We start from the raw sequence: 19447 nt of genomic DNA on the forward strand, positions 1-19447 counted from the left end.
ACCCACACGGACCGGTCAGGCGCAGGCGGCGAGGCTGACCGTGCTGCCGGCACCCTCGACGGGCGAGCTGATGCCCATCTCCTGCAGGTCCAGGGGGGCCTCGGAGTGCGCCTCGACCTCGCTGTCGGTCTCGGTCTCGGGGGCGATGTCCTCGTTGGTCGGGTCGACGGCGTCAGCCATGATCGTCTCCTCGTCTGGGCGGATGCGAAGCGTTGTTCGGAACGTCTCAGAAGGTAGGACCGGCGAATTCGGAACCGGTCTATCCGCGGTATGCGGCCGGTATCGCCCCAGCTCGGCAGGGGTGAGGCGGCAACTGCCGCCGCCGGTGCGGGAGTTGTCGGGTTCTCCTGGGCGACATCGTCTGATATAAGTCATCCGCCTGATGTCATTCATCTCAGCTCACGGTCCGTGCCCGGATCCGCCGGTGGGAAAGGTGAAACCAGATATGGCCGAACCAGTGCACGACAGCCTGCGGCTCACCGTCCTCGGCCCTCTGTCCGTCGGCACCGCCGACGGTCCCTTTCCGCTCGGCCCGCTCAAGCAGCGGCTGTTGCTGGCGATGCTGCTGTGTCGCCCCAACACCCCTGTGTCACTGGACCTGTTGACCGACACGTTGTGGGACGGCAGACCGCCGCGCACCGCACGCAAGAACATCCAGGTGTACATCTCCGCGCTGCGCAAGCTCCTCGACCGGGTGGGCGCCGGCGAGCGGCTCGCGCACCACGCGGGCGGCTATCTGCTGCGGGTGCAGGACGACGAGCTGGACGCCCTGCGCTTCCAGCGCTTGGCCAGATCCGCCCGCGAGGCCACGGCGCAGGGCGCCTTGGGACCGGCGTCCCGGATGCTGCGCGAGGCGCTCGGCCTGTGGCACGAACTCCCGCTGCGCGAGCTGCGCTTCTCGACCGCCGTCAGATCCGAGGCGGAACGCCTCGACAGCCGCTACCTCCAGGTCTACGAGGACTGGGCCGAGGTCGAGCTTCGGCAGGGCCGGGCCACCGAAGTGGCGGAGACCGTAGGGGAGTTGGTCGAACGGCACCCCGAGCGCGAACGGCTCAGAGCGGTCCAGATGACCGCGCTGTTCGACCAGGGGCGGCAGACGGAGGCGCTCGCCGCGTACGCGGGACTGCGCCAACTGCTCGCCGTCGAGTACGGACTTCAGCCCAGCGCCGCGCTGGAGACGCTCTACCGGTCGATCCTCGACGGCGGTCCGCACGAGCCCGGCGGCCCCTTCGCCCCCTTCGGCGCACGGGCCGCGGCGCGCGGCTCAGTCGGCGTCCTCGGTGCCCTTCTCCCGCAGGACCTGGCGGACTTCACTGGCCGTGAGCAGCATCTGCGGGAGCTGCGGGCCCTGTTGGACGGCGAACGGCACCTCACGGTCCTCAACGGACCGGTCGGCACCGGCAAGACCGCGCTCGCGGTGCACACCGCGCACCGGCTCGCGGCGGATTTCCCCGACGGCCGCGTGCTGCTGCGGATGCGCGACGCGGCCGGCTGCCCGCGCTCGGCCGCCTCGCTGGTGGCCGAACTGGCCCGGACGGCCGACCTCCCCGAACTGCGGGCCGGGGGCGACGCCGAGGAGCTCGCCGCCGCCTGGCGGGCCTGGCTCGGCCCCCGGCGGCTACTGCTCGTGCTCGACGACGCGGCCGACGAGGCGTCCGTACGGCCGCTGGTACCCGACAACGGCGGGAGCGCCGTACTGGTCACGGCACGCTCCCAGCTGGCCGGGCTCGTGTCGGCGAACCGGCTGGAGCTGGCGCCCTTCGACCAGGCCGAGAGCCTCGAACTGCTGGGCCGGATCGTGGGCCACGAACGGCTGCGGTCCTGTCCGGAGTCGGCCGAACAGATCGTCGCCGCAACGGGGTTGCTGCCGCTCGCGGTCAGGGTGAGCGGCCTGAAACTCGCGGTGCGGCGGCACCTGCCGCTGTGCGAGTACGCCGCCCGGCTGGCCGACAGCAGGACCGTACTGGACGAACTGGTCGCCGGCGACGCCGATGTACGGCCGCGGCTGGCGAGTGGATGGCGGGACCTGTCCACGGCGGACCGGGCCACGCTCTGCCTGCTGGGGGAACTGCCGGACGGGCCCTTCACGCTCCGGCAGGCCGCCGCGGCGCTCACCTGCGACCAGGACGACGCCCTGCACATGCTGGAGTCGTTGATGGACGCGGGCGCGCTGCTCGCGCCGGACCGCGAGGTCACCGCGCACGCGGCGCGGTACGAACTCCCGCGTCTGACAAAAGTCTACGCGCGTGAACAATCGCTGCGGCACATGCAGCCGCTGCCCCGCGCCACCGCCTGAAGCCCCGCGCGGCGGCTCGGACGCGGTGGCCACGGCCCGCCCGTCCACGGCTGTGAACTGCGGATTTACCGGTCCCATACCGTTTCTGACCCATGCCCCGAACCGCCTCCGCCGACACTTCGGGAGGACGATGAGGGAGCGTGTGATGGAACTCGCCGAACTGATGACACTGCGCCCGGTTCCGGGCGCGGGCCTGCTTCTGACCGTCACCGGCCGTTGCCCCCTGCACTGCGCGCACTGCTCGACCTCCGCCAGCATGGCCTCGGGTGAGCCGGACGCCGGCCAACTCCGTTCCTTCGTCGGCACCTTCACCCCCGAACACCACCCGTCGGTGCTGATGATGACCGGCGGCGAACCGCTGCTGCGGCCCGAGTTGGTCGCCGCACTCGCCGCGACGGCGCGCGCGGCGGGCACCAGGACCGCGCTGCTCACCGGCGCCTTCTTCGCCGGCCGGGCGGACCGCCCCGGACCGGCCACGGCCGGGCCCGAGCGGAACGGGTCGGCCGGCGCCGTGCCCGAGCGGATCTGGCAGGCCATCGCCTCCGTCGACCACTTCTCGGTGAGCATCGACGCCTTCCACGAGCGCGAGACCGGCCGCGCCCCCGTCTTCGCCCTCATCCGGCGGGTGTTGGACGCCGGGATCGCCACCAGCTTCCACCTGGTCGGCAGCGGCACCGACGACCCGTACCTCGCCGACGTCACCGCCGACATCCGCCGCACCTTCGGCGACCGCGTCCCGATGCTCGTCAACTCGCTGCGCCCAGTGGGCCGTGCGGCCTCCTGGGCCACCGCGAGCACCGCACGGCCCGATCCGGAGCGGGCGCTGCCCTGCTCGATGGCCGCGTGGCCCGTCGTCGCGGCCGACGGCACGGTCGTCGCCTGCTGCAACCAGGAGGTCGTCGACCGCAGACCCGCCCCCGCGCACCTGACGCTCGGTCACATCGGCACGGACGACTGGGCGTCGATCCGGGCCCGGGTGCTCGGCTCGCCGGTGCTGCGGATGATCAGGACCGTCGGCCCGGCCAACCTCCTGCACCGGTACGGCGCCGCCCAGCCGGCCGGCGCCCGCCGCGGCTACTGCGAGGGCTGCCGCGCGGTCGCCGACCAACCCGCCGTGCTGGCCGCCGCGACCGCGGTCGGCGGCGGGCCCGCCGGCGCGCTGCTGGACCGGTACGCGGCCCGCGGCCAGGCGGAGGCGGGCGCGGTCGCGCTGGTCCGGCGGCACGGCTGCGCACCCTACGCGGACCTGGTCGCGCTGCCCGGAGCGGCACGGTGAACGCCGCCACGACGGTGTCCGCGAGCACCGCGCTACGGGCCCGGCTGCGGCTGACCGCGCCGGCGGTGCGGTCGGCCACCGCGGCCATGTGGCGGTCGCCGGGACTCGGCCCGCGCTACGGCAGCTATCTGGTGGCGATGCACGGCGTGATCCGCGCGTCCGTGCCGCTGATGGAACGGGCGGTGCGGCGCTGCGCCGAAGCCGGCCCGCAGGACCCGGTGGGCGAGCCGTTCGCGGAGTACCTGCGCGAGCACATCGAGGAGGAACGCGGCCACGACGACTGGCTGCTCGACGACATCGCCGCGCTGGGCGGGGACCCTGCGGCGGTCCTCGACCGGCAGCCGCCGCCCGTCGTCGCCCGGCTGGCCGGCGCCCCGTACTACTGGATCGAGCACCACCATCCCGTCGCGCTGCTCGGCTACATCGCCGTGCTGGAGAGCAACGCGCCCGCGCCCTGGCTGGCGGACCGGATCGCCGCCGCCGGGGTGCCCGAGGCGGCGCTGCGCACGGTACGCGGCCACGCCGACCTGGACACCGGGCACACCGCGGCGCTCTTCGCCCTGCTCGACGCGCTGCCGTTGGACCCGCCACTGGTGAACGCGGTCGTGATGAGCGCGCTGCACACCGTGGACGGACTCGTGGAGCTGTTCGCGTACATCGGCCGGGCAACGGAGCCGGATCACTCCAGCGAAAGGACGCACACCGCATGAGCGACGGGGCGGCGCAGGGCCGGGAGAGCAACGGGATCGGACAGAGCGGGAACCGGATCGGACAGAGCGGGAACGGCGGCCGGGCGGCCGACGACACCCTGGAGTTGCTGGAGTCGCACGGCTTCGGCGTCTCCGAACTCACCGAGGAGCAGCGGGATGTGCTGCGCGCGCTGAGTTCCGAGGAACTGTCGATGATGCTCGACATCAAGGCGCGGCTGGACGAGGTGGGACCCGAGGTGCAGGCCCACAGCGAGATCGCCGGAGGCGCGCTCTTCTGAGCCGCTCCACGACCAGCGGGAAGGGACACGACCATGCGCTGCGCTGCGTGCGACGCCGAGCTTCCGTCCGAGGCGCGTTTCTGCCCATCCTGCGGCACCCCCGCCGCGGTACCGACGGCCGGAGCGCCGCAGGAGGAGCGCAAGGTCGTGACCGTGGTCTTCTGCGATCTGGTCGGATCGACGGCGCTGTCCGGCGTGCTCGATCCGGAGACGCTGCGCACGGTGGTGCTGCGCTACTTCGAGCGGATGCGCGAGTGCCTGGAGGAATTCGGCGGCACGGTCGAGAAGTTCATCGGCGACGCCGTGATGGCCGTCTTCGGTGTGCCGGTGACCCACGAGGACGACGCGGCGCGGGCGCTGGCCGCCGGTCTGGCGATGCTGGACGCCGTACAGCGGCTCAACGACACCGAGTTGGGGCCCTCGCTCGGCATCCGGATCGGCGTGCGGATCGGCATCAACACCGGTCCCGTGGTGACGGCGTCGGACGTGTCGTCCCGTCAGGCGCTGGTGTCGGGGGAGACGGTGAACGTCGCGGCCCGGCTGGAGCAGAACGCCGCCGAGGGCGAGGTCCTGATCGGCCCGGAGAGCCGCCGGGCCGCGGGGGCGAGCGCCCTGACCGAACGTGTCGGGCCGCTGCAACTGAAGGGCAAGGAGGACGCGGTCACCGCGTACCGGCTCGTCGCCGTCGTCGAGGAGGAGCCGGAGGTCGCCCGCCGCTTCGATGTGCCCTTCGTCGGCCGGGACCGCGAACTGGCGCTGCTGCGCGATGCGTTGCGCGCCGTCGCGGCCCGGGACGGCCGCGGCCCGAATCTGGTGACGGTGCTCGGCGAGGCCGGCATGGGCAAGACCCGGCTGATCCACGAGTGGCGCAAGCGGTTCGGCCGCGCCTTCGACTACGGCTCGGGGCGCTGCCGTCCGTACGGCGAGCGCGGCAGCCTCGCGCCGCTCGCCGACGCCGTACGCCAACTCCTCGACGAGTCGACCGACTTGTGGCCGCCGGACGGCCTGTGCGCCGACGAGCCCGCCGCGGACGGCGGCCCGGCACGGGATTTCGCCGCCGCGCGGGACGGCGGACCCGCGCCCGAGCACGGCGCCACGGAACGCGACGAGATCGGGGCCGCGCTGGCCGTGCTGTCGGCCGGGCTGCTGGAGGACGGCACGCCGAACCCGTCGACGGATGACACCTGCGCCGCCCTGACCGGGCTGCTGGCCGTGCTCGCGCGCAGCCGGCCGGTGGTGCTGGTGCTGGACGACCTGCACTGGGCGAGCGACCCGCTGCTGTCCATGGTCACCGCGCTGTGCGCCGAACTCGCCGCGTCCGGCGTGCTGTTCGTCTGCTCGGCTCGCCCCGACCTGGTCGACCGCCGCACCGGATGGGGCGGCGCCGGGTCCCGGTCGCTGACCCTGCCGGGCCTGACCGCGGCGGAGGCCGAGGCGGTGGCCGCCGCGCTGACCGAGGTCGGCGCGCACTGGGACGGCGGGAGGCGCCCGGCCGGTGCCGACGCCGAGGCCGGTCCCGACACACGCGCCGACACACGCGCCGACGCCGACTCCGCGCGGGCCGGCCGCGGTACGGGCGTGCCGCCGCAGGTCCTGGAGTCCGCGGGCGGCAACCCCTTCTACCTGGAACAGCTCATCGCCGCCCTCACGCAGCCGGACTCCGGCTACCGCCCCGACGGCGGCGGTGACCTGCCGACCACGCTCCAGGCGCTGCTCGGCGCGCGGATCGGCGCGCTCGGCCGGGCGGAGCGCGCCGCGCTGGACATCGCGGCCGTGGCGGGCCGGGAGTTCACCGCCGACGAGGTGGCCGACCTGGTGGCCGGCGACCGGGAGGGCGCGCCCGGCGGCGCGCTGCACGACACGGTGGAGCCCGCGGCCGACCCGGAACCGCGAACCGCGGTGCCCGGCCCGGTCGGAGTGGCCCTCGCCCGTCTCGGCCGGCACCGCCTGCTGCGACCCGCGGACCGGCCGGGCGCGGGCACGTACCCGCTGCGCTTCAGCAGCGGTCTCGTGCACGAGGTCACCTACCAGTCGATGGCCAAGCGGACCCGGGCGGAGCGGCACGAGCACGCCGCGCGGGCGCTGTCCGACCGGCTCGCGGGCGGCGGCGCACCGGTCAACGGCCTGGCGGTCAACGGCCTTTCAGGTAGCGGCACTTCGGCCGGCGGTGCTTCGGGCAGCGCGGAGCCCATTACGGAGCCCGGCACGGACGCCGGCGCGCAGGGCGTGCCGTATCGCGGCGAGCGGCGCGTCCCGTCAGCCGAGGGGACCGCCGCCGTGGCCGGTCACCTGGAACGCGCCTACCGCTACCGCGCCGAGCTGGGCGTCCTCGGTCCCCACACCGACGAACTGCGGCTGAGCGCCGCCAGGTTGCTGATCGACAGCGGCTCCAGAGCGCTCGCCCGCTCCGACCTGGCATGGGCGGCGGGACTGCTGGAGCGGGCCGTGGAGCTGGCCGCCGACGGTGAGCCCGAGTGGGCGGGCGCGGCCCGGCGGCTCGGCGACGTACTGCTGGCGACCGGCCGTACGGACGAGGGCCGCGCGCTGCTGCTGGACGTGCTCGCCGCGGCGGACACCGAACCGCGCGACGCGGTGCGCCCGGTGGAGGCGGCGCACGCCCGCCTCGCCCTGGCCGCCGTGTCGGCGGCCCCGGACGGGAGTAGCGCGGGAACCGTCGCCCAGTGGGCCCTGCCGGTCTTCGAGAGCGCGGGCGACGACCTCGGACAGGCGCGGGCGTGCATCCGGATCGCGCAGGAGCAGCAGTCGCACGGCCGGCACGTGGCGGCCGACGGCCTGCTGTCCCGGGCCCTGGCGCACGCGCGCCGGGCGGGCGCGGAGCCCGAACGGGCCCTGGCGCTGGGCGCGATCGGCATCTCGCTGTGGCGCGGCCCCGAGCCGGTCCCCTCGGCGGTCTCCCGCAGCCACGCGCTGCTGGCCGAGCACGGGGAGCAGCGTCCCACCGTACGGCTGACGTTGAACTGCCCGCTGGCCGTCCTGCTCGCCCTCCAGGAGCGGTGGACCGACGCACACGCCTGCCTGGCCCGGTCCCGGCGGCTGGCCGGCGAACTGGGGTACGCCGAGGGCCGCGTGGTGCTGCCGCTGTTCGCCGCCGCCGTGGCGACGCTGGCGGGCGACGGCGGCCGGGCGCTCGACCTGCTCGACGAGGCGGACAGTGCCGCCGCGAGCCTGCAGGCCGACGGCCTGCGGGGCGTGGTGGCCAGGGAGTCGGCGCGGCTGCTGGTGGACGCCGGCCGCTACGACGATGCGGCGGCCAAGCTGACGGCGGCCCCGGGCACCGCGCCCGCCGAGCCGGCGGCCGCGGACCAGGCCGCCTCGGACACCGCCGACCTCGACGGCCTGCTGGCCAGGATCGCCGCCGCCCGCGGCAGCGCCGAGGAGGCCGAGGCGCTGGCGGCACGCGCGGTACGGACCGCGGCCGGCACCGACTCTCCCGTCCTTCTGGCGGTCGCCTGGCTGGACCGGGCCGACGTCCTGCGGCAGGCCGGCCGCGCGGACGACTCCCGCCGGGCCGCCGCCCAGGCCGCCCGGCAGTTCGAGGCCAAGGGCCACCTGCCCGGGGCGCGGCACGCCGCCCGATGGCACCAGGTCCCGACATGAGCCGCCCGCCTCCGGCCCACCGGACCCTCGGCCACCACCGCATCGGAACGCGACAACGCCAGAACGCGAGAGGCTGCTGAATGAGAACCGCCGAGCAGGGCGCCGGTCCCGGACTCACCTGGAGTCTGCGCGGAAAGCGCCCCGAGGACGTGCTGGTCGCCGCGGACGGCGAGCGGCCGGCGCCCGACCGGGGCTGGGCCGACGCGCTCGGCACCGGCGTGCGGGTGTGCGTCGTCGACTCCGGGGTGGAGGACGGCCACCCGCTGATCGGCAGGGTCGACGGGGCCTGGACGGTCCGCAAGGACGAGTCGGGGACCAGCGTCGTGGAGACCGAGTCCACCGACTCGTGCGGCCACGGCACCGCCTGCGCGGGCATCATCCGCAGAACGGCACCGGAGTGCGAGCTGTACAGCGTGCAGGTGCTGGGCAAGGGATTCGGCGGCACCGGCGACATCCTGCTCGCGGGGCTGCGCTGGGCGATCCGTCAGGGCTTCGACGTGATCAACCTGAGCCTGTCCACCACGCGGCCGCAGTTCGCCGAGGAACTGCGCGTCCTCGCCGACGAGGCGTACTTCCGCGGCACCGCGATCGTCGCCTCCGCGCACAACACACCGGTGGAGAGCTTCCCGTGGCGCTTCGCCTCGGTGATCTCCGTGGGCAGCCACCAGGAGGACGACCCGGAGCTGCACCTGTACAACCCGAGCCCCCCGGTGGAGTTCTTCGCCCCCGGCCAGAACGTCCAGGTGGCCTGGCTCGGCGGGGCGTCGATCAGGACCACGGGCAACAGCTTCGCCACCCCCTACATCGCCGGGCTCTGCGCCCGCATCCTGTCCCGGCACCGCCGGATGACGACCTTCCAGCTCAAGAACGCGCTCTACCTTTCCGCGGCCAACGTACAACTGGGCATCAGGGGTGCTTCGTGACACAGAGCAACGCAGAGACCGATCCACTGTCGCAGGAGTTGATGCAGTCGGTGGTCGACACGGCCCGGGCGATCTTCGGCGCCCAGGCCAGCTCGGTGTTCCTGCTGGACGAGTCGAGCCACGAGCTGGTCTTCCAGGCCGTCTCGGGCCAGGGCGAGAGCTTCCTGGTCGGGCGGCGCTTCCCGGCCGAGAGCGGGATCGCCGGCTGGGTGGTCTCCTCGGGCGAGCCGATGGTCGTGGACGACCTGTCGCACAGTGCCTCCTTCGACCGGGACTTCGCCGAGTCCACCGAGTACGTGCCCGACTCGCTGATGGCCGCGCCGCTGACGCACGGCGACCGGGTGCTGGGGGTACTGGAGGTGCTCGACCCGGTGCCGCAGTCCAGGTCGAGCCTGGGCGAGCTGGACCTGCTGGCGCTCTTCGCCCGGCACGCGGCGGCCGCGCTGCGGGTGGTCGTGGACCGCGCGCGGCCCGCGGACGTCGGCTCCCTCGGCGGGGACGGGCGCGCGGCCGCGCTGCGGATGACGGAGGACCTGCGACGGCTGCTGGAGACCTCCGTCTGACCTGCACGCGGAGACCTCCGCGTGACCTGTCACGGCACCCAGTTGAACGTGTCCGGGTTCGGGCCGGTCCGCTCGGCGCGGTCCAGCGAGGAGATCCGGGTCATGTCCAGCGGCGTCAGCTCGAAGTCGAAGAGCGCGAAGTTCTCCTCGACGCGGGAGCGCGTCACCGACTTGGGGAAGACGATGTCGCCGCGCTGGAGGTGCCAGCGCAGCGTGACCTGCGCCGTGGTGCGCTCCACCCGCTCGGCGATCGAGGTGATCACCGGGTCGTCGAGGACCCTGCCCTGGGCGATCGGGGACCACGCCTCGGTGGCGATGCCGTGGTTCGCGTCGAACGCGCGCAACTCGTCCTGGATGAGGTAGGGGTGCACCTCGATCTGGTTGACCGCGGGCACCACCGAGGTCTCCTGGAAGAGCCGGTTCAGATGGGTGGACTGGAAGTTCGACACGCCGATCGCCCTGACCCGGCCGGACCGGTAGATCTCCTCCATCGCCCGCCACGTCTCGGTGTAGTCGCCGACCTTGGGCAGCGGCCAGTGCACGAGGAACAGGTCCAGGTACTCCATGGCGAGGTCGTCCAGGCTGCGGGTGAACGCGGTGAGCGCGTCCCCGTAGGCGTGGAAGCCGTTGTTGAGCTTGCTCGTGACGAAGACGTCGGCACGGTCCAGGCCCGACGCCTGGACGGCCTGCCCGACCTCCTTCTCGTTGCCGTACATCTCGGCGGTGTCGATATGCCGGTAGCCGGTCTCCAGCGCGGCGAGCACCGCTTCCTTGGTGTCCTTCGGCTCGATCTGGTACGTCCCGAAGCCGAGTTGCGGGATCTTCACCCCGTTGTTGAGCGTGATGTCGGGGATCGTGGGCGCTGAGGTCATGGTGCGCGACTTCCTTGCGTGGTCGGCTGAGCTGGGTGTGCTCTTCGGTTGCCCCCGAAGGCCGCCGTCCGCCCGCCGCGGTGCCGGGCCGGCGTGCCGCCCCCGGTACCCACCGTAGGCGCACCGGCGCGGCGCGGCCCGCCGGCGCCCGGCCGGTCGCGAGGACGCGCGGGGGAGTGCTCTGCCGGGCGCCCGCACCGGTCGCATGTGCACCGGTCACATGTGCGAAGGCCGGCCCTTTCGACGCGCTCGACGGGCCATGGGGGGCGATGATCGGAGGATGAGGCGGATCGGCGGCGGAACGGGCGTGCCCGAGCTCGAACCAGAGGTGTTCGACCGTGCCATCGTGGCTGTCGCCCTGACCACCGGTGACGAGCATCGGCTGGTCTACGTCAACGAGGCGTTCCGCGCCCTGTTCGGGCCCCGGGAGCTGGGCGCGCGGGCCGCGGACGTCTTCACCGAGCCCAGGGCCGCCCGCTTCCTGAAGATGCTCGACCAGGTGTACCGGGACCGGGCCGCCCGCCAGGTCACCGAGTCCCGCACCACCGACGGCACCGCGCCCGGCGCGCCCGGCCGCCGCCACTTCGTCTACAGCTGTTCACCGGTGGTCTCCCGGTTCGGTCCCGGCGTGCTGGCCGTGGCGTTCGACACCACCCCGCAGGTGGAGGCGGTCGAGGCGGCGCAACTGCTCTCCGGCCAGCGGCAGAAGGCGCTGCAACGGTACGAGGCGCTGATGTCCGCCGTCACGCAGATCGTGTGGCTGATGAAGCCCGACGGCGACATCACCGAACTGGTCGGTGGCTTCGAGGACTTCGCCGGCAGCCCGTGGCGGCCGGTGATCGACCAGGAGTGGCTGAGGGCGGTGCACCCGCACGACCGGACCCGGCTGGTGCGGACCTGGACCGACGCGTCCGAGGGGACTCCGTCGCTGTTCGTGTGCACGTTCCGGTTGCGGACCGCGTCCGGCGAGTACCGGCACCTCCAGTCCCGGGCGGTGCCGATCGAGCGCGGCGGGGCGCTGGTGGAGTGGATCGGCGCGACCGCCGACGTCGAGGACCAGTGGCGCAACCGGCTGCGCGAGCGGCTGCTGGCCCGGGTGGCCACCGTCACCGGCGCCGACGACGTGCCGGACGCGTTCGCCGCCGTCGCCGCGGCGGTGGTGCCGGACCTGACCGACGTGTGCGCGGTCTTCATGCTGCCCTCGACCGGCGTCGGCGGCCCGCTCACCGCGGTCCGGGTGGCCGCCACCGCCCGCTCCGGCCTGCCGGACCTGCCCCCGCTGAGCAACCAGCCCTACATCGTGGGCACAGTCGCCCAGCAGGTGATCGAGAGCCGCCGCCCCAAGCTGCTGGTCTTCCCCAGCGGCGAGCCGCCCGACGGCGTGCTGTCGGAGATGTCCAGGAAGTGGCTGCGCGCGGCCCGTGCCACCAGCCTGACCGTGGTGCCGATCATCATCGACTCGGCCGTGGTCGCGTTCGCCTGCGCGGCCGGCTGCGCGGACAGCCCGCCGCCCGGCTCGGCGGACCTCGCGCTGCTCGGCGAGATCCTGCACGAGGTGCGCGAGCCGCTGCGGCAGGCGGTGGAACTCCAGCGCACCCGGCACACCGCGCTCACCCTCCAGCGCGCCCTGCTGTCGGCGCCCCCGCGCGTCCCGGGGGCGGAGCTGGCCGCGCACTACCAGCCGGCCAGCAAGACCGCCGAGATCGGCGGCGACTGGTACGACGCGTTGCTGCTGCCGGACGGCACCGTCACCCTCACCATCGGCGACATCGCCGGCCACGACCTGGACGCCGCCACCTCGATGAGCCAGCTGCGCAGCATGCTCCGGGTGATCGCCTACGACCAGGACCACCCGAACAGCCCGGCCGAGAGCCTGTCCCAGCTCGACCGGGTGGTGGACGGCCTGAACATCGCGCCGCTGGTCACGGTGGTGCACGCCAACCTGGTGCCGCGGCCCGGCGGCCGCTGGCACGTGGCCTGGTCCAACGCCGGCCACCCGCCGCCGCTGCTGCTGCCCGCCGACGGCGAGCCGCGCTACCTCCAGGGCGCGGGCCCCGACCTGCCGCTGTGCGTGGCACCGTGGATGCCCCGCACCACCTGGCACCACGAACTGAACGACGGCGACACCCTGCTGCTCTACACCGACGGCCTGATCGAGGTGCCCGGCACCGACCTCGGCGAGGGCATGGCCACGCTCGCGCACATCGCCGAGTCCGCCCGCGCGGAGGGCCTGACGCTCGCGGAGATCTGCGCCCAACTGCTCTCGGGCGTCGGCAACCGCCGTGACGACGCCGCCGTGATCGGCTTCCGCCCGATCAACCAGATCCGCAACCCCGGCGCCAACGCACCACGGCAGCACGGCCGTTCGGGTCAGGCGCGGTCCGGTGACGGGTCGCCGGCGACGACCGGCCGGTAGCCGTGGTCGATCTGCGGCCGTTTCCGTACAGGTGTGATCGCGGCGCCGGGCGTCCTACGCCCGGGCCGCCATCAGTATGCCCAGGCAGACCATCGTCACGGCGATCACGGCGTCCAGCACCCGCCAGGAACCGGGCCGGGCGAACGGGCGGCGCAGCAGCCGCGCGCCGAAGCCGAGCCCGCTGAACCACAGCACGCTCGCCGTGACCGCACCCGCCCCGAACGGCCAGCGCGCGCCGCCGTAGCTGTTGGCGACCGAGCCGAGCAGCAGCACCGTGTCCAGGTAGACATGCGGGTTGAGCCAGGTCAGCGCCAGGCAGGTGAGGACGGCGGCGCGGGCGGAGGCGCCCGCGCCGTCGGCGGCGGTGAGCTGCTGCGGCCGCAGCGCCCGGCGGGCGGCGAGCACGCCGTACGTCACCAGGAACGCGCCGCCGATCCACCCGGTGGCCGTCACCGCGGCCGGCCAGCGCCGTACGACGGTGCCGACACCGCCGATACCCGCCGCGATCAGCACGGCGTCGGAGGCGGCGCAGATCCCGACCACCGCGGCCACGTGCTCGCGGCGGATGCCCTGGCGGAGCACGAACGCGTTCTGGGCGCCGATGGCCACGATGAGGGACAGACCGGTGCCGAGGCCCGCCAGGGCGGCGGGGAGAGCTGCGTGCATGAGCAGAGGCTAGGAGCGGGCGGATCCTACAGGCCAGCTAATGATTCTTAGGTAGCATGAGGAATTCTTAACCCTCGACATACGGCGGCTGCCCGGACGCGTGCGCGCGGTGGTACCGGCGCGGGCGGATGCGGCGGCGAACGGAACGGGGTGCGGTCGGTGGTCGGACTTCCGCTGGACCAGGTGCGTACGCTGCTGGCCGCCGTCGACGAGGGCACGTTCGAGGCGGCCGCCGAGGCCCTGCACGTCACGCCGTCCGCGGTGAGCCAGCGGGTCAAGGCGCTGGAGCAGCGCACCGGCCGGGTGCTGCTGCTGCGGACCAAACCGGTGCGGCTGACCGCTTCGGGCGAGGTCGTGGTCCGGTTCGGGCGGCAGCTCGCGCGGCTGGAGCAGGACGCCGGCGCCGAACTCGGCCTCGGCGACGAACTCGGCCCCGCCACCTTGCCGATCGCGGTCAACGCCGACTCGCTGGCCACCTGGCTCCTGCCCGCACTCGCCGAGGCCGCCGCCGACCGCGGCACCCTCTTCGACCTGCACCGCGACGACGAGGACCACACCGCGGCGCTGCTGCGCCAGGGCCGGGTGATGGCCGCGGTCACCTCCTCGCCGCAGGCCGTGCAGGGCTGCTCGGTGCGGGCGCTCGGCCGGATGCGCTACCGGGCCAGGGCCGCGCCCCGGTTCGCCGCCCGCTGGATCGCCGACCGTCCGCTGCGCGAGGCGCTGCCGGCCGCCCCCGTCATCGTCTTCGACCGCAAGGACGAACTCCAGGACCGGTTCCTGCGCGGGCTCGCACCCCGGCAGGCGCGCTCCGCGAACCGGGCGCGGCACTACATGCCGTCGTCCGAGGCGTTTCTCGACGCGGTCGCCGCCGGGCTCGGCTGGGGCATGATCCCCGACCTGCAGGCCGGCCCGCACCTCGCGGCCGGCACCCTCGTCGAACTCGCCGCCGGGCGCCCGGTCGACGTGCCGCTGTACTGGCAGCAGTGGAAGCTCGACTCACCCGACCTGGCCGCCGTCGCCGACGCGGTGTACCGGGCGGCCGCCCGCGAACTGTCGCCCGCCGTGGCCACGTCGGAAGCCGCGGGTCTGCCCGGTGTGGGTCGGCCCGGCGCGGGTCCGGCGGCCTGACCCCGTGCCGGGCGGCGGGTCCGTGCCGCCCGGCCCTGCGTGGGCGGGTCACGCCACCGCGCGGCCCCCGTCGACCGGGACCGTGGCACCGGTGATGTACGTGGCGCGGGGCGAGGCGAGGAAGACGACCGCGGCGGCGATCTCCTCGGTACTCGCGTGCCGGTTCAGCAGCGTGGTGCCGCCGAGCGCTTCGACCATCTCCAGCGGGGCGCTCTCGGTGAGGGTAGGGCCGGGGGAGACGCTGTTGACACGGACTCCGGACTTGCCGAACTCCCCGGCCCAGGTACGGGTCAGCGAGTTCACCGCCGCCTTCGTGGCGGCGTAGACCGAGCTGCCGGCAAGCGCGACCGACGCGGCCATCGTGCTGATGTTGATCACGCTGCCGTCGCCGCGCTCGGCCATCAGCGGCGCGATCGCGGCGGTGAGGAAGTACAGCGCCCGCACGTTGACCTGGAACATCGCGTCGAACGACGCCACCGTCTGCTCGGGGGTGGCGGCGAAGCCGAAGACGCCGGCGTTGTTCACGAGGATGTCGACGTCGGCGGCCTCCTCGGCGAGGCGCCCGACCGAGTCGAGGTCGGTCATGTCGGCGGCGAAGAACCGCGCCTTGCCGCCCGCGTCCTCGATCGCGGCGACCGTCGCCGCACCGCGTTCCGGGTTGCGGCCGGCGACGATGACCTCGGCGCCCGCCGCGGCGAGCTGCCTGGCGACCTCCCGGCCGATGCCGGAGGTGCCGCCGGTGACCAGTGCCTTGCGGCCTTCGAACTCCATGGTGATTCGCCTGGTTTCTGTAGTGGTGTGCGGCGTGGTGTGCGGCGTGCTGTCCGTGGGGGCGCACGGGTGTCCCGCTGTGCCCGCCGGTGACGTCATCGCCGCCGGTATCGATTGGAGCGATGACTCCATTCTTGTCGCGCAAGGATTGGAGTGTCAACTCCAGAAACGCGCGTGGCGCGCTACGCTGAGCGCATGAGCATCGACTCGCCCTCCATATCCGACCCGACGGCGCCGCAGCGGCTGACCCGCAAGGGCGCCGCCACCCGCGGGCGCATCGTGGCCGCCGCGGCCGGGTTGATGCTGGAGCGCGGCGTGGCGGGCACCAGCACGGACGACGTGCGCGCCGCCGCCGGGGTCAGCACCTCGCAGATCTACCACTACTTCACGGACAAGAACGCCCTGGTCCGCGCGGTGATCGCGCACCAGACCCAGGCCGTGCTCGACGCGCAGCAGCCGCTGCTGGGCAGCCTGGACTCGATGGAGGCGCTGCGCGCCTGGCGCGATCTCGTGGTCGGCCTGCAACGCGAGCGGCACTGCCAGGGCGGCTGCCCGATCGGGTCGCTGGCCAGTGAACTCGCCGAGAGCGACGACGTGGCGCGCGGCGACCTCGTGGGCGGCTTCGCCCGCTGGGAGGCGGCGATCCGGGCGGGCATCCAGGCGATGCACGACCGCGGCGACCTGCGGCGGGACGCCGACCCGGACCAGCTCGCGCTCGCTCTTCTCGCCGCTCTCCAGGGCGGTCTTCTGCTCACCCAGATCCGGCGGGAGACCGCTCCGCTGGAGGCGGCGCTCGACGCGATGCTTGCGCACATCGCCGAGCTGACCGTTCGGCCCGCGGGCTGACGGTCGACGGCTTACGGCAGACGGCTTTCGGCCTACGGTTTTCGGCGGGCGCGGGCGCCCGGGGCGGGACCCGGCCGGTGGGTCGGGCCGGACCGTGATCCGGGTTCGGCGTCGGGCCGGATCAGGCGGCAACCCGGTTCGAACCGGGGTCCGAACCGGGGTCCGAACCGGGGTCCGAACCGGGTTGCCAACCGGGTGACAGGTTCAGCGGACGGTCAGTGGTCGTCGGGGTCGTCGATCGGGCCGGGGCTGGTGAAGTCCGGGCTGGAGAAACCGGGACTGGAGAACCCCGCCTCGTCGGGCACGAGGTCGTCGGCGTCCTCGGCCTCGTAGTCGGGGCCCTCGAACGGCGGCACTTCGTAGTCGGGCGGGGTGAAGTCGCCGATCCGGTCGCCGCCGGGGCCGGTGAAGTCCGGGCTGGAGAAGTCGGGACTGGAGAAACCCGGGCTGGAGAAGTCCGGGCCGTCGTCTGCGGTGGCCTCCGCGTGGTTCGTCGGGTCGGAGTGTCCGCTGCGGTCCTGCGGTGCGTCGGTCAAGGTGCTGCCGTCCCCTCCTGGGCCGCCCGCCCGCGCGGAATGAACGCGCGTGCGCCGCGGTTGTCGCCCCTGCACCGTAGAGACTACGAGCAGAAAGGCGCCGCTATGAAGGTGCGCAACTCGCTTCGCTCCCTGAAGGGCCGCCCGGGCGCCCAGATCGTCCGCCGCCGCGGCAAGGTCTACGTGATCAACCGCAAGGACCCGCGCGGCAAGGCCCGCCAGGGCTGACCCCGCCACGTCGAGACGGCCGCGGCCGCCGCACCCGCATCGGGTCCCGGCGGCCGCGGCCGCGTGCTGTCCGGAGGCCCCGCCCGCGTACCCTGCCCGCGCGCCTGCCGGCGGCGTACCACCGCGAAGCCTGGGTCGTCAGTGCCTGGTGATGGCGGTGGGAAGGCCGGGGCGGGGCCGGCTGTGAGGAGCTGCGGACAGGGGCGCCGGTGAGCGCGCGGATGTGGGAAAGTATTGCTCGCCTGCGGTGCCGGATCCGGCCCGCAGAACCGGGAGGGCGTACGGGGCGTCCCTCTGCCGGTAGGGGATGACCGGCGGGCAGGGGCCCGGCCGGAGGCTGCTCGGGGAGGGCGACCGGTGACCGCGGAGATCTACTTCAGCAACAACTACCGCGATCTGTGCCAGGAACAGGGCACGGGCGCGGGTTTCCAGTTCGAGTTCTCCTGCAACCGGTGCAACGACACGTGGCGTTCACGGTTCGAGGCGTACACCGGCGGGCGGATGGCCAGTTGGGTCGGCAAGGGCGTCAACGCGGCCTGGGGGATGCTCGGTCGGGCCGGTAGCGGCATGTCCACCGCGGCCGACGGCCTCGCCGGAGCCGGGTACGGCGGAGCCCGCGACGCGGCGTTCCAGCGGGCGATCAGCACCGCGGAGGGCCACTTCAACCGCTGCCCGCGCTGCACCAGTTACGTCTGCAACCGCTGCTGGAACGCCGAACAGGGCATCTGCCTGACCTGCGCGCCCGACACCGCCGCCGAGGCGGTCGCCGCCCAGCAGCGCGGCCTCAACGACATGGTCTCGGAGCGGGCCTACAGCGCCGGCCAGAACGCCGGGCAGTCGTTCGCGGTGGGCACGCCGCGCCAGCTGGTCTGCCCGCAGTGCCATGCCGAGACCCACGGCTCGGCCTTCTGCCCCGGCTGTGGTCACCAGCTCGCCCAGTCGGACACCTGCGGCTCCTGTAGCGCCCAGCTCCCGGCAGGCGCGGCCTTCTGCCCGGACTGCGGCACCCGCCGCTGACGCGGCCCGCACCGCCCGCATCGCCCGCACCGCCCCGGCGTCACCCGCCGGGGCGGTGCTCCGGCGTGCCGGCGGGCGGATCGGGATGCCCGTCCGGGTCCTGACCTGCGCCGTGTGATGCTGTCGGCATGACCGATCGACACGGGGTTGCCGTCGTCCGCTGGCCTGATCAGGCCCCGCACGCCCAGGAGGGGCCGGCCGGGCTGCTGGCGGCCTATCACCTGCGGACGCAGGCCGAGAAGGGCGAGGCCGTCGCCGGGGTGGACGGCCTGCCGGACCGCTACCGGGCGGAGATCGCCGACCCGCGGGCCGCCTTCGCCGCCGACGTCGTGCTGCTGGCGCTGAGCGGGGACACCGCGGTCGGCTGCCTGGTGGTGACGGTCCCGACCGAGGGCGGCTCCGAGGTCAAACGGCTCTGGACCGACCAGGCGTTCCGCGGGCGGGGCGTCGCGTCCGGCCTGATCCGTGCCGCGCTCGCGCAGGCCGCGGAGAGCGGCGTGCGCACCCTGCGGCTGTCGGTGTGGGAGTGGCGGACCGACGCGATCGCGCTGTACGAGCGGCTCGGATTCGCCGTCACCGCGTCGTGGGACGAGCGGGACAAATTGGTCTGCATGGAACGCGCCGTGTGAGTGCCTCCCGCGGCGACCCTGGTGACCTTCCCGCCGCGCGCCGCGCCCGACTACGCTCGGCGCCATGACGTCGCCCCAGCATCATCTGGACCGGACCAGTGCCCTGTCCTTCGGCTCCGTCAGCGAGCAGTACGACCGGTTCCGGCCCTCCCCGCCGCCCGGACTCGTGGCCGACCTGGTCGCGCGTGCGCCCGCCGACGCGCTGGACATCGGTTGCGGCACCGGCAAGGTCTCCGTCGAGCTGGCCGGCCGGGGGATGCGGGTGCTCGGGGTGGAGATCGACGAGCGGATGGCCGACGTGGCACGCGGGCACGGACTGCCGGTCGAGGTAGGGGCGTTCGAGGTATGGGACGCCGCAGGCCGTGACTTCGACCTGGTCACCTGTGGCGACGCGTGGCACTGGATCGACCCGGCCCGCGGAGCGGAGAAGGCCGCGGCGCTGCTGCGGCCCGGCGGCACGCTCGCGCTGTTCTGGAGCTATCAGCTCCTCGCGGACGACCACGATGCGCTCTTCCGGCGCGTCTACGACGCGCACGCGCCGCAGGCGAGGACGCACAGCTATATGCCGCTCCAGACGCAGGGCGAACCATACGAGCCGATCGCGGAGTTCGAGCCGATCGAGGTCCGCCAATACCGGTGGGAGGCGACGGTGAGCGCCGACGACTGGGTCGGTC

At 73.9% G+C, this 19447-nt stretch carries 19 protein-coding genes; 14 read left to right on the plus strand and 5 right to left on the minus strand.

Annotated features, from left to right (window positions below; genetic code table 11):
- Positions 1–15 precede the first annotated feature (15 nt).
- Positions 16–180 carry a hypothetical protein gene (locus AC13HU_RS09460; protein ID WP_483041331.1) on the minus strand — a complete coding sequence of 55 codons (165 nt, stop codon included), beginning with the start codon at positions 178–180 and terminating at the stop codon, positions 16–18.
- 265 nt (positions 181–445) lie between these two features.
- On the opposite strand from AC13HU_RS09460, the gene AC13HU_RS09465 reads away from it, so the two are divergent.
- The 7 genes from AC13HU_RS09465 (at position 446) to AC13HU_RS09495 (ending at position 9664) form a co-directional block, all read left to right on the plus strand.
- Entirely contained in the window at positions 446–2296 is a 1851-nt protein-coding gene (locus AC13HU_RS09465; RefSeq protein WP_483041332.1) for an AfsR/SARP family transcriptional regulator, read from the plus strand.
- 145 nt (positions 2297–2441) lie between these two features.
- Positions 2442–3572, plus strand: coding sequence for a radical SAM protein (locus tag AC13HU_RS09470; RefSeq protein ID WP_483041333.1), 1131 nt, complete (start codon positions 2442–2444; stop codon positions 3570–3572).
- A complete protein-coding gene (locus AC13HU_RS09475) occupies positions 3569–4282 on the plus strand; it encodes an iron-containing redox enzyme family protein (protein WP_483041334.1) in 714 nt (237 codons plus the stop codon). The genes AC13HU_RS09470 and AC13HU_RS09475 overlap by 4 nt, the downstream gene beginning before the upstream one ends.
- A gap of 98 nt (positions 4283–4380) precedes the next feature.
- Positions 4381–4560, plus strand: coding sequence for an aroma-sacti cluster domain-containing protein (locus AC13HU_RS09480; RefSeq protein WP_483041347.1), 180 nt, complete (start codon positions 4381–4383; stop codon positions 4558–4560).
- Between the two features lie 33 nt (positions 4561–4593).
- Complete coding sequence (locus AC13HU_RS09485; protein ID WP_483041335.1) at positions 4594–8178, plus strand: adenylate/guanylate cyclase domain-containing protein; 3585 nt, start codon at positions 4594–4596, stop codon at positions 8176–8178.
- A gap of 80 nt (positions 8179–8258) precedes the next feature.
- Entirely contained in the window at positions 8259–9101 is an 843-nt protein-coding gene (locus AC13HU_RS09490; protein ID WP_483041336.1) for a S8 family peptidase, read from the plus strand.
- 41 nt (positions 9102–9142) lie between these two features.
- Positions 9143–9664, plus strand: a complete 522-nt coding sequence (locus tag AC13HU_RS09495) for a GAF domain-containing protein (RefSeq protein WP_483041348.1) — start codon at positions 9143–9145, stop codon at positions 9662–9664.
- 29 nt (positions 9665–9693) lie between these two features.
- On the opposite strand, the gene AC13HU_RS09500 is transcribed toward AC13HU_RS09495, so the two are convergent.
- Complete coding sequence (locus AC13HU_RS09500; protein WP_483041337.1) at positions 9694–10536, minus strand: aldo/keto reductase; 843 nt, start codon at positions 10534–10536, stop codon at positions 9694–9696.
- Positions 10537–10816: 280 nt separating this feature from the next.
- On the opposite strand from AC13HU_RS09500, the gene AC13HU_RS09505 reads away from it, so the two are divergent.
- Positions 10817–12952 (plus strand): SpoIIE family protein phosphatase, encoded by a 2136-nt coding sequence (locus tag AC13HU_RS09505; protein WP_483041338.1) that lies wholly within the window; start codon positions 10817–10819, stop codon positions 12950–12952.
- A 54-nt stretch (positions 12953–13006) separates the two neighbouring features.
- Here AC13HU_RS09505 and AC13HU_RS09510 read toward each other — a convergent pair whose 3' ends face one another.
- Positions 13007–13618, minus strand: coding sequence for a LysE/ArgO family amino acid transporter (locus tag AC13HU_RS09510; RefSeq protein WP_483041339.1), 612 nt, complete (start codon positions 13616–13618; stop codon positions 13007–13009).
- Positions 13619–13777: 159 nt separating this feature from the next.
- Here AC13HU_RS09510 and AC13HU_RS09515 point away from each other — a divergent pair, with 159 nt between their 5' ends.
- Complete coding sequence (locus AC13HU_RS09515; RefSeq protein ID WP_483041340.1) at positions 13778–14746, plus strand: LysR family transcriptional regulator ArgP; 969 nt, start codon at positions 13778–13780, stop codon at positions 14744–14746.
- A gap of 48 nt (positions 14747–14794) precedes the next feature.
- Here the strand turns inward: AC13HU_RS09515 and AC13HU_RS09520 are convergent, their stop codons facing one another.
- Positions 14795–15517 carry an SDR family NAD(P)-dependent oxidoreductase gene (locus AC13HU_RS09520; RefSeq protein WP_483041341.1) on the minus strand — a complete coding sequence of 241 codons (723 nt, stop codon included), beginning with the start codon at positions 15515–15517 and terminating at the stop codon, positions 14795–14797.
- A gap of 195 nt (positions 15518–15712) precedes the next feature.
- On the opposite strand from AC13HU_RS09520, the gene AC13HU_RS09525 reads away from it, so the two are divergent.
- Positions 15713–16363: a TetR/AcrR family transcriptional regulator gene (locus tag AC13HU_RS09525; protein WP_483041342.1), complete on the plus strand. Its 651-nt coding sequence runs from the start codon at positions 15713–15715 to the stop codon at positions 16361–16363.
- 215 nt (positions 16364–16578) lie between these two features.
- On the opposite strand, the gene AC13HU_RS09530 is transcribed toward AC13HU_RS09525, so the two are convergent.
- Positions 16579–16899, minus strand: coding sequence for a hypothetical protein (locus tag AC13HU_RS09530; RefSeq protein ID WP_483041343.1), 321 nt, complete (start codon positions 16897–16899; stop codon positions 16579–16581).
- Between the two features lie 105 nt (positions 16900–17004).
- On the opposite strand from AC13HU_RS09530, the gene ykgO reads away from it, so the two are divergent.
- The 4 genes from ykgO to AC13HU_RS09550 form a co-directional block, all read left to right on the plus strand.
- Positions 17005–17127 carry a type B 50S ribosomal protein L36 gene (gene ykgO, locus AC13HU_RS09535; protein ID WP_328461145.1) on the plus strand — a complete coding sequence of 41 codons (123 nt, stop codon included), beginning with the start codon at positions 17005–17007 and terminating at the stop codon, positions 17125–17127.
- A 357-nt stretch (positions 17128–17484) separates the two neighbouring features.
- Positions 17485–18144 (plus strand): double zinc ribbon domain-containing protein, encoded by a 660-nt coding sequence (locus AC13HU_RS09540; protein WP_483041344.1) that lies wholly within the window; start codon positions 17485–17487, stop codon positions 18142–18144.
- 128 nt (positions 18145–18272) lie between these two features.
- Positions 18273–18773 (plus strand): GNAT family N-acetyltransferase, encoded by a 501-nt coding sequence (locus AC13HU_RS09545; RefSeq protein WP_483041345.1) that lies wholly within the window; start codon positions 18273–18275, stop codon positions 18771–18773.
- A 64-nt stretch (positions 18774–18837) separates the two neighbouring features.
- Positions 18838–19447 (plus strand): class I SAM-dependent methyltransferase (locus AC13HU_RS09550; protein WP_483041346.1); only part of this gene is annotated, 610 nt, incomplete at its 3' end.

Source organism: Streptomyces sp. NH27 (genome assembly GCF_056859195.1).

What these genes read in the sequence shown, in the direction of transcription:
- AC13HU_RS09465 (WP_483041332.1), top strand. Translation starts at nt 446, where the DNA reads ATGGCCGAACCAGTGCACGACAGCCTGCGGCTCACCGTCCTCGGCCCT.
- ykgO (WP_328461145.1), top strand. Translation starts at nt 17,005, where the DNA reads ATGAAGGTGCGCAACTCGCTTCGCTCCCTGAAGGGCCGCCCGGGCGCC.
- AC13HU_RS09500 (WP_483041337.1), bottom strand. Translation starts at nt 10,536, where the DNA reads ATGACCTCAGCGCCCACGATCCCCGACATCACGCTCAACAACGGGGTG.
- AC13HU_RS09470 (WP_483041333.1), top strand. Translation starts at nt 2,442, where the DNA reads ATGGAACTCGCCGAACTGATGACACTGCGCCCGGTTCCGGGCGCGGGC.
- AC13HU_RS09485 (WP_483041335.1), top strand. Translation starts at nt 4,594, where the DNA reads ATGCGCTGCGCTGCGTGCGACGCCGAGCTTCCGTCCGAGGCGCGTTTC.
- AC13HU_RS09495 (WP_483041348.1), top strand. Translation starts at nt 9,143, where the DNA reads ATGCAGTCGGTGGTCGACACGGCCCGGGCGATCTTCGGCGCCCAGGCC.
- AC13HU_RS09520 (WP_483041341.1), bottom strand. Translation starts at nt 15,517, where the DNA reads ATGGAGTTCGAAGGCCGCAAGGCACTGGTCACCGGCGGCACCTCCGGC.
- AC13HU_RS09525 (WP_483041342.1), top strand. Translation starts at nt 15,713, where the DNA reads ATGAGCATCGACTCGCCCTCCATATCCGACCCGACGGCGCCGCAGCGG.
- AC13HU_RS09490 (WP_483041336.1), top strand. Translation starts at nt 8,259, where the DNA reads ATGAGAACCGCCGAGCAGGGCGCCGGTCCCGGACTCACCTGGAGTCTG.
- AC13HU_RS09460 (WP_483041331.1), bottom strand. Translation starts at nt 180, where the DNA reads ATGGCTGACGCCGTCGACCCGACCAACGAGGACATCGCCCCCGAGACC.
- AC13HU_RS09510 (WP_483041339.1), bottom strand. Translation starts at nt 13,618, where the DNA reads ATGCACGCAGCTCTCCCCGCCGCCCTGGCGGGCCTCGGCACCGGTCTG.
- AC13HU_RS09545 (WP_483041345.1), top strand. Translation starts at nt 18,273, where the DNA reads ATGACCGATCGACACGGGGTTGCCGTCGTCCGCTGGCCTGATCAGGCC.
- AC13HU_RS09505 (WP_483041338.1), top strand. Translation starts at nt 10,817, where the DNA reads ATGAGGCGGATCGGCGGCGGAACGGGCGTGCCCGAGCTCGAACCAGAG.